This is a genomic window from Chryseobacterium arthrosphaerae (assembly GCF_001684965.1).
Classification (GTDB): Bacteria; Bacteroidota; Bacteroidia; order Flavobacteriales; family Weeksellaceae; genus Chryseobacterium; species Chryseobacterium arthrosphaerae.
The window spans coordinates 1855161-1868352 of sequence record NZ_MAYG01000001.1; the positions used below are offsets into that span (position 1 = coordinate 1855161).

Annotated in this window: 11 protein-coding genes; 1 reads left to right on the forward strand and 10 read right to left on the reverse strand. The window is 36.6% G+C overall.

Annotation, left to right across the window (positions count from 1 at the left end; translation table 11 throughout):
- Positions 1 to 99 precede the first annotated feature (99 nt).
- From BBI00_RS08550 to BBI00_RS08575, 7 genes are all read right to left on the reverse strand, one after another.
- Entirely contained in the window at positions 100 to 1527 is a 1428-nt protein-coding gene (locus BBI00_RS08550; protein WP_065398364.1) for a serine hydrolase, read from the reverse strand.
- 5 nt (positions 1528 to 1532) lie between these two features.
- A complete protein-coding gene (locus BBI00_RS08555) occupies positions 1533 to 2522 on the reverse strand; it encodes a WG repeat-containing protein (RefSeq protein WP_228394740.1) in 990 nt (329 codons plus the stop codon).
- A 90-nt stretch (positions 2523 to 2612) separates the two neighbouring features.
- Positions 2613 to 3635 carry a hypothetical protein gene (locus tag BBI00_RS08560; RefSeq protein WP_065398365.1) on the reverse strand — a complete coding sequence of 341 codons (1023 nt, stop codon included), beginning with the start codon at positions 3633 to 3635 and terminating at the stop codon, positions 2613 to 2615.
- 43 nt (positions 3636 to 3678) lie between these two features.
- Positions 3679 to 5106 (reverse strand): adenylosuccinate lyase, encoded by a 1428-nt coding sequence (gene purB, locus BBI00_RS08565; protein ID WP_047096071.1) that lies wholly within the window; start codon positions 5104 to 5106, stop codon positions 3679 to 3681.
- A 473-nt stretch (positions 5107 to 5579) separates the two neighbouring features.
- Entirely contained in the window at positions 5580 to 5720 is a 141-nt protein-coding gene (locus tag BBI00_RS23065) for a bacteriocin-like protein (RefSeq protein WP_123842611.1), read from the reverse strand.
- Positions 5721 to 5959: 239 nt separating this feature from the next.
- A complete protein-coding gene (locus BBI00_RS08570) occupies positions 5960 to 6370 on the reverse strand; it encodes a hypothetical protein (protein ID WP_065398366.1) in 411 nt (136 codons plus the stop codon).
- 292 nt (positions 6371 to 6662) lie between these two features.
- Positions 6663 to 7052 carry a hypothetical protein gene (locus BBI00_RS08575; protein ID WP_065398367.1) on the reverse strand — a complete coding sequence of 130 codons (390 nt, stop codon included), beginning with the start codon at positions 7050 to 7052 and terminating at the stop codon, positions 6663 to 6665.
- Positions 7053 to 7303: 251 nt separating this feature from the next.
- Here BBI00_RS08575 and BBI00_RS08580 point away from each other — a divergent pair, with 251 nt between their 5' ends.
- Entirely contained in the window at positions 7304 to 8791 is a 1488-nt protein-coding gene (locus tag BBI00_RS08580) for a T9SS type A sorting domain-containing protein (RefSeq protein WP_065398368.1), read from the forward strand.
- Between the two features lie 84 nt (positions 8792 to 8875).
- On the opposite strand, the gene bglX is transcribed toward BBI00_RS08580, so the two are convergent.
- From bglX to BBI00_RS08595, 3 genes are all read right to left on the reverse strand, one after another.
- Complete coding sequence (gene bglX / locus BBI00_RS08585) at positions 8876 to 11203, reverse strand: beta-glucosidase BglX (RefSeq protein ID WP_065398369.1); 2328 nt, start codon at positions 11201 to 11203, stop codon at positions 8876 to 8878.
- Between the two features lie 90 nt (positions 11204 to 11293).
- Positions 11294 to 12439, reverse strand: coding sequence for a hypothetical protein (locus BBI00_RS08590; RefSeq protein ID WP_065398370.1), 1146 nt, complete (start codon positions 12437 to 12439; stop codon positions 11294 to 11296).
- A complete protein-coding gene (locus tag BBI00_RS08595; protein ID WP_065398371.1) occupies positions 12439 to 13146 on the reverse strand; it encodes a carboxylesterase family protein in 708 nt (235 codons plus the stop codon). Before BBI00_RS08595 ends, BBI00_RS08590 begins: the two co-directional genes overlap by 1 nt.
- Positions 13147 to 13192 lie beyond the last annotated feature (46 nt).

Consider the following 13192-nt stretch of genomic DNA (forward strand, 5'->3'; position numbering starts at 1 on the left):
AGAACCTTTGTCTGATGAACACTTTCTGTTCTGTCTGCATTGGCCTCATTCCGGAATACAAATTTACTCTTTTTACTTTCTTTAACCTCATTCTTTTTCTTATAATGCCAAGGTCAGATTAATATCTTTGGTCCCCACACTATTGGATGCATTTTTAGGAGCTTCCATCCATGCCTCTTTATTCAGTACAAATCTAAAAGGATAAGTTTTCCCTTTTTCAAATCCGGATACAGGAATCTCTAATTCGTAATGGTTTTTATCTTTTTTCACCATCTGATACTCTTTCTTCCCGGCATCCCAATTATTGAAATCTCCTACCAAAGAGACCGTATGAAGAAGCTCCGGATTTAAATTGGCAGGATGTGTGTAAGAAAAAACGATCTTGTCTCCTTTTACCGTATATCCATATACCTCCTTTTTATCTGAGGTTGCAATAAGGTCACCTACCAAACGCATGGTGCCGTTATAAATTGAGGAAAATGTTTCGGGTCCATTGATATTGACAATCATACAAACCCCTAAATTCAGCTCAGGATATATGATAAACAAGGTATTTATCCCATAAGATCCGCCGTGTTTAAAACCTGTTTTACCATATTCGGTAATAAAATATTTATCCCAGAAATATCCATACCAGTCTTCTTTACTATTGTCAATATTTCTTTGGGACTCCTGAACGATCTTATCCTGCGGATTCAGCTCTTCTTTTAAGAACTTCATCATATCTCCCATTGTAGATTGGGTTTTCGAGCCGCCTGCTCCCCATAAAAGGCTTTGCGGAACGGGCATCAGACGAAAATTTTCATGATATCCGTTGGCCTGAGCTTCATTTTTACCAAGTTCCAGTTTGGTATGGTTCATTCCAGCTTTTGAAAAGATATTTTCTTTCAAAAGGGTTTCATAGCTTTTTCCGTAAATATTTTCCAGCATAAGACCTGCCAACTCAAGGCTTAAATTACTGTACTGATATTCTTTACCTGGTTCCATTTTTAATGTAACTGTGGCAAGATCTTTTTTAAAGTCTTCTTTTGTATATCCTTTGTTGAGCTTTTCATAAAGAAAAGGGGTCTCATCCGTCATATTTTTCCTTAATTCATCATCATTGGGAAGGTTTCTAGGAAGTGCCGTTTCGTAAGAGATTAAGTTTCTTATTTTTATAGGGACCCCATTGTATTCTAAATTAGGGTAAGACCCTTTCAGGTATTTACGTACGTCATCATCAAGATTTACTTTCCCTTCCAGAACTGCCTGGGCCAGCAGCTGGCCTGTAAAAAGCTTGGTAACGGAAGCGATGGCAAAATAAGTATCATCGTTGGCTTTATTTCCTTTTCCTTTGTCTAATTCACCAAAGTGCCTGGTATAAACTTTTCCGTCTTTGAGTATTCCAACAGAAACAGAATATGCTTTAGATTCTTCGGCTACTTTCTGAGCAGCTGCATCTATGATTGAGTATACTTTTTTCTCACTTTGTGCATGGTTCTTTGCAAATGCCAGTGCAAAGATACATACAAGTATATTTTTTCTCATTAGGTTTAATTCTGGTTATTTTTGAATTTATTGGGGTTATTAGAATGTTTTTTCTGGTATTCTTCTGCCTGTCTGATTTCCTCTTTCAGCCATTTTTCAAAAGGGATCATTTTATTTTCATAATTCAAGATATAAACTTTTTTCCCATCTTCTGATACAAAGAACTTCAGATCATCAAATGCGGCTAAGTTTCTTTTGTTATTATCATAGGTGTTGATCTGATAATACGGAAAGTTCTCCTGTGGCCTTTCTACAATTTCAAAAAGCAGTTTTTTTTCTTCTTCAGACATTTCATTATAGACATTCACATAATGAATTGCTGAGATGACTGTATTATATTTTTCAAAGAATTGAAGGATATTCTTTTCCTTTTCACTGTATTGAAATGAATAGGGGTAATATTTCCCATCAATATCAATATCTTTCCCGGAATGTTGTGTAAGGGGCTGAACAGTTTCTCCTTTGATGTTCATCACTCCCCATATTCCGCCTACTATTGCAGGATGTTCATCATCTGTTTTTTCCCAGTCACAGCCATTACAGAATACGGCATATCCGTAATTAAAAGAGGAAGCAAAGTCATGCCTGGGCTGAATAACGGTCTTCCCGCTGCGGTCTGCAAATCCTATTTTTCCATTTTTCACAAACCTTCTGAGCCCTTCTGAGAAGTAGTCTGCTCCGTTATCGAATAAATAAGGCTTGTATAAAAAATTACCTTTTCTGTCATACACGTATCCAAAGGTATTTTTTTCAAATCTGTCATTTCTTTTCCCACCAGTAAAGAGAATGGTTTCATTTCCGATTCCTTCCGGTACTGATTCTCCGTCTTTGATTCCTGTATAATCTTTAAATTCTGCCGGAATGATGATCTTCCCTTTTTGGTTTTTTACGCCTACTAAACTGTCTTTGGAAATAAAATACCGTAAAATTTCTTTCTGCTGAGAAAAAGAAATCATCGGGATCCATACCATGATTAAAAGAAGTTTTTTCATCATAATCCAGTGTGAAGATATTACCATTTTGAGATTACGCAATTCAATTACAAAACAATTCAGAAAGTGCTTATATTACATTGATGCAGTAAATTATTCATCTTTGCTAAGATCAGTTTTCCTACGTGAATTTACAATAAGATAAAGCTTGTGAGAAGTATCATAGGCTATTGGATTTTCCAATTTCCATTTTTGATATCCAGCATAATCAAACTGATGATTTTCAGGAGGAGTTAACAAATAATTGTACTGCTCCATTAAATATTCGTCTGTGAAACCGTCATTTCTAAGCTTTGTAAAGAAAGAAATCAATCTTGTCGCCGGGTTATTTCCGTTAATTGGTCTGGGATTTTTTTGTGTTTTATAATCTATAAAACCGTTGATCCCTGCCATCTGATATTCTAAAAGAATTCCCGGAACGCCGGAAGCTCTTTCATATTTATTAATATTCTCATAGATCCACTTCATTTTATTGGTTGCACCACTCATTGTTATTCTTAATAATAATGTATCCTGGGCAGCAACGGGCGCATATAAAATATCAGCATATCTTGTTAATGGATTTTTTTCAACTATTTTGGCAGGTTGTAATTTGTTTAAAAACCGGTCCTGAATTTTATCCAATGCTAAAGTATCATTGCCTTTTTGACCTGCTTCTGAAATAAGGACCCAATATCCTGCATCGTAAACTCTTACATTAATTAATCTATCAAGATGACTAAAATAAGAACTGATGCCATGAAGTTTAAATTTTCCTTCTTTTATATTGACCCCTTTATTTATTTTTTCACTTTCTTTAAGAGCATATCTTCTTTCTTTTAACTCTTTATAATAATGATTTAAAAGTCTTTCTTCATCAAGAGAAGCTGGAATGATTTTAAATTTATACCATTCATTTCTGCTGTTATCTTCATATTCAGCCGCAAAAACACTATCGTTTTTAGAATTTGTAAATAATGCCGTCCTGGAAAAATCGCCCAGACTTATCGGAGCCGAAACTCCGGAAACAGCATGATCAAAATCTGCAGCTGATTTAATTTTTTTATTCGGTTTCAAATCCTGAGAAATAACAATCACAGGAAATAACAACACAATAAGGAATGTGAAATTTTTCATATTCGATCAAAAAAAATGCAGCCCAAAAAGGCTGCATATTGTTTTATACTTTAAGATCAGCTTCTAATCCTATCAAATCTTTGTTCTGGTCTATAATCGGTTGCACTTCGTTCTTGACAAATTCTTCTGTCTGAATCGGCGCAAACCCGATAAAGTTCTTCGGATCTAAAACTTCTTTTAATTTTGATTTATCCAGTTTTAAAGAATCATCGTTTAAGATTCTTTCGATCAGGTCATTTTCTTTTCCTTCTTCCTTCACTTTTTTGGAAGCTTCCATAGAATGAACTCTGATCACTTCGTGAATTTCCTGACGGTCACCACCGGCTTTCACTTCTTCCATGATGATATATTCTGTTGCCATGAAAGGAAGCTCTTCTTCAATATGCTTATTGATTCTGTTCGGATATACTACAATTCCGTTCATGATGTTGTTCCAGATCAATAAGATGGCATCTACAGCAAGGAACGCCTGAGGAATTGTCAGTCTCTTGTTGGCAGAGTCATCCAATGTTCTTTCAAACCATTGTGTAGAAGCAACCATTGCAGAACTTGTCGTCAAAGACATTACATATTTTGCCAATGCACCGATTCTTTCACTTCTCATTGGATTACGCTTATAAGCCATTGCTGATGAACCGATCTGGTTTTTCTCGAACGGCTCTTCAATTTCCTTAAGGTTCTGAAGTAAACGTAAATCGTTGGTGAATTTATGGGCAGACTGAGCGATATTTCCTAATAAAGCCACTACTTTAGCATCAATCTTTCTATCATAAGTCTGGCCTGAAACTCCGAACACTTTTTCGAAACCGAATCTTTTGGAAAGTTCTTTGTCTAAGTGTTTTACTTTGGAATAATCTCCATTGAACAGTTCAAGGAAACTTGCAGCGGTTCCTGTAGTACCTTTTACTCCTCTGAAACGAAGGGTTTCAAGGAAGAAGTCCAATTCTTCAATATCAAGAACCAGACTCTGTAACCAAAGCGTTGCTCTTTTTCCTACAGTTGTCAGCTGTGCAGGCTGAAAGTGTGTAAATCCTAAGGTAGGAAGGTCTTTGTACTGAATCGCAAAGTCTGCTAAGTTTTTCATTACATTCACCAACTTTTTCTTCAGGATTAAAAGTCCGTCACGGATCTGAATCAAGTCTGTATTATCTCCTACAAAAGCTGAAGTAGCTCCCAAGTGAATAATTCCTTTTGCTGAAGGCGCCACATCACCATAGGTGTGAACGTGAGCCATTACATCATGACGGAATTTCTTTTCGTATTCTGCTGCTTTATCAAAATCGATATTTTCAGCATTAGCTTTTAATTCAGCAATCTGCTCGTCTGTAATCTCAAGACCTAAATCTTTTTCGATCTCAGCTAAAGCGATCCAAAGCTTTCTCCAGGTACGGAATTTGTTATTGTGTGAGAAATTAAACAACATTTCTTCACTGGAATAGCGCTCTTCCAATGGATTTTTGTAGGAATTCATTCGTTCTTTTACTTTTTAGATGTACAAAAATACGGTTTTTCAGTGAGAGATGAAAATACAGTTTTTATGATTTTTAATCTTTATGATGTATTGCTGTTGCCTTTGAATATATTATATTATTGAAGTTGTTACAGATGATATAGAACGCATGAAATAATGAAAAATCTGCGTAATCAGCTTAATCTGCGAGCGGATTCTATTGCCAATGATGGAAGAATGTTGTTGGAAAAACGCCAAGGCGCTATTGTTTATTTTATTCTGTTTTTAAGGCGCTAAGATCTTATCTCCGATAAAATTGAATGCTGTTTATTTGTAAGAATTGTTTTTCTGTCCTCAACATACTCAAAGAATGAAAATCAGCGTAATCTGCTTAATCCGCGAGCGATTATGTTGCTATGGATATACAATGCTTTATATTAAAACAGGCCATCTCAAAAGATGGCCTGTTCTTCATTATTATTCCGGAATCAGAATTAATCAATAAGTCCGCAAGGTGATCCTACAGGAATACATTTTCTTACAAACGAACACCAGAAGTACCCTGAAAGGCACATCGGGATACCTCCCTGAACTGTTTTCAATTCTTTTTTTGAAAGTTTTCTTAAGTTTTTCATAATAACATTTTTTTGATTTTTTCCTACTCTATATGCTTTTCGGATTCTGCTTTAATTTGGTATTACCAATATACATATTTTTCAGCCAAAAAAACATAACCTATTCATTTTATATTACTTGTACCTAAAACTACCGTATTATTTTTTTTTGAATGTTGCTTGCAGGAATATTCTGCTGATAACGTTGAGTCATAAAAAAACCACCCTTTCAGGTGGCTATGATCTTCTGATATCAGGTCTTATTGATAGATGGTTACATCGTCTTTCTTAATCTGATAGCTTTTTTTATAGGGAATCAAAACATAGGTTTCTTTAATGTAGCTTCCGCTTTTCCATATTTTAGCTTTTCCTTCTCTTTCAAGAATAATGCTCTTTGCCATTCCATCAGGGATAAAGATTTCAGCCTTTTTCATGTCTTTACTGAAAATAACAGCTGTCATTGTAGCAGAGCTTTTATCCGAGGTCACTTCCTTTAATTTGATTTTCTGTTCGAAAACTCTTACACAGTTATTTCTGAGTTGAGAATAGGTATAACCTGCAGAGTTGATACATCCGTGAACATCCCTGTCCCCGCCCAAAACCGGAGTTTTTTGTTGAGCAAAAGCTAAAGAGGCAAGGAACATCGAAGTAAATAAAATTGGTTTTTTCATATTTAAATTATTAATGTTTTCAATTGGTAAAAGTATTTCACAAAATAAAGATATTAATTTCATTTTTAGCTGCAAAAATCATTATTTCTCAATAGCTTTTTATCCGGATGAACATTATCCGTATACAGAAGTTCTTTGAATATGGTTCTGAAGTCTCGTGATGAATCTTAAATATCCTACGATAAACTGCGAATGACAGTAGCCTTTTCTGACATTTTGAGAAATTTTATTTTTATATCTTCATAAAAAAAGCCACCCTAACGAGTGACTTTAATCTTTTTATATTTTGACTTTATTGATAGATAACAATATTGTCCTTTTTAAGCTGATAACCGCTTTTTTTGAAAGGCGCTAATACGTATCCGTCTTTTTTCCAGGCTTTTGCTTTTCCTGTTCTGGTAAGAACAATGCTACCTCCTTCTGCATCCTTAACAAAAACCTCAGCTTTCTTCATGTCTTTACTGAAAATAACAGCTGAAATATAATCACCTTTTGAAGCGACCTCTTTTAATTTTATTTTCTGCTCAAAAGTACGTACACAATCTTTCTTAACTTGTGAATAGGTATATCCCGCTGAACCAATACACCCATGGGCATCTTTATCGCCACCTAAAACCGGTGTTGTCTGTGCGAAAGCTAAGGAACCAAGGAACATTGCGCTGAATACAATCGTTTTTTTCATGTTGTCTGTCTATTATGATAATTGCGGGTGGTATTAATAAAAACCATGCCAAAAGATTGGAAAAAAATGTCTTTTAGAATAACTTCTACTGACAGTGATTTTACAGGATGTTATCATAATACTCCATGTTTATCATAATTCGAAATATTTTTCGCTAAAAGAAATAAATATGATAAAAATAAAACTATCATTTGTCATTTAAAACAATATTTCTACATTTAGAGAGAAAATAACCACAAAACTAATATTTCATGAAATTAAAAATCTACTCTGCATTTTTCCTGCTGACATCAGCTCTGTTTTTTTCACAAAATGTGAGTTTCACGGATGCCAATTTTAAAAATGCCTTACTTCCCTACCACGATGCCAACGGGGATGGAGAAATCTCCAATACGGAGGCTAAGAACGCTACGCTGATCATGATCGACACCAATTACGGTATCACTAATATTGACGGAATAGAGGCATTTACCAATCTGAATATGCTCTTTATAAGGAACAACCCTCTTTCCTCGCCGGTGAACCTCAGTCAGAGTCCCCAACTAACCAACCTTGTGCTTTACGGTGCAGCCATACCATCAATCAACCTTACAGGCTTAACACAGTTAAAAAAGATAACAGTAACGTTATCCCAGGGTGCTGCAATAGACCTCACCAATAAACCTCTGCTCGAAGAACTGTTTATAGCCGGTGAATTTGGTATTGGAGGGGTCAGCACTTTGGATGTGACGCAAAATCCTGTATTAAAAACATTATGGCTTAATGACAGCAGCCCCAATACCATTAATGTGACCCAGAATCCTTTATTGGAAACCCTGGTTATCCAGCAAAATCCCAATTCACCCAACAGCTTAACTTCTTTGAATGTTACCCAAAATCCAATGCTTAAAATACTGACTTTAGGTGGAAACAAAAACCTTCCTTCCATAGATGTAAGCATGAATCCGGTATTAAGTATGCTGAATATCGGGGCCACCGCAATAACTTCCCTGAACCTCAGCAACAATCCTTTATTAAAATATCTGGCCATAGATCACTGCGATTTTTCAGGTGGCATAGATCTGTCCAATCTCACACTTTTAGAAGAGCTGAATGCCAACGATTCTTCATTAACGCATTTAGATTTTACGAATAATGCCAATTTACATACTTTAAGTTTCAGCAATAACTATATTACCAGTTTAAACCTCGCTCCTCTGGTGAAACTGAAAAACTTTCACAGTGCCAATAATCTCTTTACCGCTATAGACCTAAGCAATAATCATAATCTTACCTATGCGGATTTTATGTCTAATCAGCAGGTACAGTACATTAACATGAAAAATGGTAATAATCATAATATGACGTGGCTTACGAACATGGACTATCAGTTCATGCCTCAATTAAGAGGTTTCTGCGTGGATGATGTAAATTCACCTTACGGTATCAAGGTAAAACAGACGCTTAATAATACAGTATTAGTTACTTCTGACTGTTCCCTGCTTTCGACCCGGGAAAATCCATTGCAGAGCAACCGTTTTACATTATTCCCCAACCCGGCAGATGATAAAGTATTTATAGAGAGTCCGGAAGACCTGCTGGAGTATTCTGTTTTTTCAGTTTCGGGCCAGAAGATACAATCAGGCGTTTTCAGGAAAGGAGAACAATCTATAGATCTAAAGAATCTGATTAAAGGAACGTATATTATTCAGATCAGGACAGACCGTCAGACGTTTACTGAGAAGATCATTAAGAGATAAAAAACGTATTCATATAACAAAGCCTTGTCATGATCATCTGACAAGGCTTTTGTTTTTAAAATATATTAAAAGTTTATCCCGGAGTTATTTTGTCCAGTTGATTTTTGAATGTTTTACATCCTGAGAGTTCGTACCAATCATGATATCGAATTCTCCCGCTTCCCAATCATATTTCAGATCTCCGTTATAGAATTTCAGATTTTCAGGGGTAATATCAAAGGTTACTTTTCTTGATTCTCCTTTTTTCAAAAATACCTTCTGGAAACCTTTCAGCTCTTTTACCGGTCTTGTAATACTTCCCACCATATCTCTGATGTATAGCTGAACCACCTCGGCGCCATCATAGTTTCCGCTGTTGGTTACGGTAACAGATGCCTGAACGGTTTGATTTCCTTTCGGATTGGCATTGGAAACCGTAATATCAGAATAATTAAATTTCGTATAGCTTAATCCGTACCCGAAAGAATATAACGGCGTATTACATTCATCCATATAATTGGAACGGAATCTTTCGTAGGTACATTTATCTACTTTATCCTGGCTCAGCGGACGGCCTGTATTTTTAGCATTATAATAGATAGGAACCTGCCCCAGGCTTCTCGGGAAGGTCATCGGCAGTTTTCCTGAAGGGTTTACTTTTCCGAACAGTACATCAGCAATTGCATTTCCTGCTTCAGATCCTGCAAACCAGGCATTCAAAATTGCATCCGGAGTATCTTTTACATTGGTAAGAGCCAATGGACGTCCCGTGAAAAGGACCATCGCAATAGGTTTTCCGGTTTTCTTCAGCTCGTTTAATAAGTCTACCTGAGACTGAGGAATTGTAATTTCTGTTCTGGAAGAGGATTCTCCGCTCATCTCTGCAGATTCCCCGATAGCCAGAACAATTACATCTGCTTTATTGGCTACATCAACCGCTTCTTTTAATAGTTGTTCTTTTGAGCGGTTATCACGGTCTGTTTTCTTTCCGTGAGCAGCATAGATATCTTCCAGCCTGGCATCGTAATCAATGTTTGCCCCTTTAGCAGAAAGGAATTTCACTTCTTTACCGTAGTTTGCCTGTAACCCCTGCATTAAATTGACTGAGACTGCATGTTTGGTAGCGACACTCCAGGTTCCGGCCATATTCAAAGAGTTGTTGACCAATGGGCCTATCACAGCGACTGTTCCTGACTTTTTCAAAGGGAGTACCTGATTTTCATTTTTCAGTAAAACCATAGACTGGGCTGCAACATTTCTCGCAATGTTACGGTTTTCCATGTTGTAAACTTCTTTTGCAGCCAGCTTTGCGTCTCCATGCTTGTAAGGATTGTCAAATAATCCCAGATCATATTTTGCTTCAAGAATTCTTTTCGCTGCTGCATCAATTTCAGCCTGGGTCACCTTACCTTCAGAAAGAGATTTTTTAAGGGTTGTTAAAAATCCCTCTCCTACCATATCCATATCCACTCCGGCTTTCAACGCCAAGGCAGAAACCTGCTGCAGATCCCCCATTCCATGTTCCACCATTTCGTTGATCCCGGTATAATCAGTCACTACAAAACCTTTGAATTTCCATTGGTTCCTCAGTACTTCAGTCTGCAGCCATCTGCTACCTGTTGCCGGAACTCCATCTACTTCATTGAAAGAAGCCATTACAGAAGCTACCCCTGCATCTACAGCGGCTTTATAGGGTGGAAAATATTCGTTGAACATTCTCACATGGCTCATATCAACTGTATTATAATCACGGCCAGCCTCTCCGGCTCCATACAGTGCAAAGTGCTTTACACAAGCCAGTATATTGGTACCGTTTGCCAGATCTTTGCCCTGGTAGCCGTATACCATGTTCTTGGAGATTTCGCTTCCCAGGTAAGGGTCTTCTCCGGAACCTTCAGAAACTCTTCCCCATCTCGGTTCACGGGAAATATCCACCATTGGCGAAAATGTCCAGTTGATACCGTCAGATGCGGCTTCTCTTGCTGCTACCCTCGCAGACTGCTGTACAAGGTTCATATCCCATGACGCGGCAAGTCCTAAAGGAATCGGGAAGGTGGTTTCATAGCCATGAATCACATCCATACCAAAGATCAAAGGGATCTTAAGACGGCTTTTTTCAATAGCCACTTTCTGAACGGCCTTTATTTTATCTGCTCCTTTTATATTGAACAGTCCTCCTACGAGTCCCTGTTCCACTTTTTTTCCGATATCTGAACTCTGGGCCTGGCCTGTGGTAAAATCTCCTGAAGTCGGCAGGTTCAGCTGGCCAATCTTCTCATCCAAAGTCATTTTAGATAAAAGATTGTCTACAAAGGCTTTCTTTTTAGCCTGATACTGAGCGGTCTGATAGGCCTGAACCGGCTTATCCACCATTTCCTGAGCGGAAAACACAGGTGAAAGTGCTAAGGTTGCAAGTACAATTAACTTTTTCATAAATCGATCTTCTTATTATTATTGTTTTATATTTTTTTGCTTAGTTACAAGTTAGTCTTCTTCAATTTCATTGTGACCGGTAAGCAGCTTTCACTGATAAATGATCTCCTGCTTGATGCTTTCAATAGTATTCGTGACTTTATTCTCCGTATACCATTCTATAGTATTTCCGTATTCATCATATTTTTCGGTAGAAAAATTGGTGGGTGAAAAAAATTCTGCATGGGTTTTCTTTTCATTTTCGATATAGTGTATGGCAATAAGCTCATCTTTTTTATTATACTCATTCACCCTTCCTTCAAGGTATTCCAATCTGTTTTCTCCCCCCGAGTAATCATCATAATCGTCTTTTGTTTTGCAGTACACACTTCCGTAATGAATATTGTATTGGTCAAAATATTCAATTTCTTCAAGTTGAGGGGTAAGGCGGTCTTTAGAAAAATCCGGACGGTAAAATGATGTCTCATGTAATGTAAGGTTGTCAAATTCATCATAATTGAAAATTTCAAGATGAATATGTTTCATTATTTTACTGAATGTGTCTTGATCTTCGGTTTGCATATAATGTTTAAACAAATGCAGTTTTTCTTCATTATATAGGAAATCACCAATTCTTATCACCCGATCTGTTTCATCAGAGACGATATATTTAATCCGGTCACCTTCTCTTTCAATAACCATATTATCCGTAAATTCATAAGTTTTCATGACTGTAGGATACTCAGCATTGATATATTTTTTCCAGACGTGACATGTTTTTTGATCTTCACTGTAAACCGTAGTGATATGATAAGAGTCTTCATATCCTTTGATATCAAAAATCACTTCTGTAAGCCTTTCTCCCTTGAATGTATAACTGATTTCGTCGTTATCTGCTTTCAAAATGATAAACTTTGTCAGGGCGTTTTCTTCTTCGATATTCTTTTCCAGCCATTCTTTAGATATCAAAGCATAAGTTTCAAATTGATCCGGTCCTTCAAATGGGTTTTTAATGGAAATGCTACATCCTGTAATATTTTTGGAACGATCATAAGTCTGTTGCAAATAATAATGTTCATGATGCTCATATATTGTTTCAAATCTTTCAGGATCTTTAAAGTTCAGATCTCTGATTTTTTTTAAATTTTCAAAAAAGGCAGAAGTTACCAGGTCTCCATTCTGAAAACGATGAACCTCACGGATATTCTTTTTATTTCCGCTAAAGCTTTCTATAAATATCTCGTCAAGGTCAATCATTATTTATTTTTTTCTTTCTTTTTAGACAGCATCCATTCATACAGCTGTGGATTTGAATAGGCAGAATCCCATGAGTTATGATTATCATTCGGGAATATGACCAGTTCTGCTGATGGATTTACAGGATGAAGTTTCTGATAAAATTTGAAAGCATTTTCCGGCAGTACAATATCATCCATACCTCCGTGGAATATTTTCATATTCAAATCTTTAAATCTATCAATATTTGCGGTCATTACCTGATCCGTAGGAGCGCAGACTGAAACTACTGCCGCAAACATTTCGGGATGCTCCATCGCCAGTTTCAAAGTACCCCATCCGCCCATAGAAAGCCCTGTCAGATAGATTCTTGAAGGATCAATCTTATATTTTTTCTGAATTTCTTTTATTAAATTATACACTGTAACGGTATCCCACCACATTCCTTCCGGACACTGGGGTGCAAGAATAGCTACCGGTTCTTTGATCAGATTTTTATAGGTGAACGGACTGTGTGCTTTTACCAGTTCAAGGTTATTTCCTCTTTCTCCGGAACCGTGAAGAAAGACAATCAACGGAACGTTTCCTTTTGTATTCTGGGGATAATCCAGGATATAGGAGATTTTTTCCGTTCTTTTAATTTCTTTGTTAAGCTCGCCTTTTATTTCCTGGGCATTCAACTGCAATGAAAACGGTAATAATAAAAGGGGAATATGTTTTAATTTCATAATTCTATAGGTTTTGGCTAAAGCCCTGGATTTGGTTTTATTTATT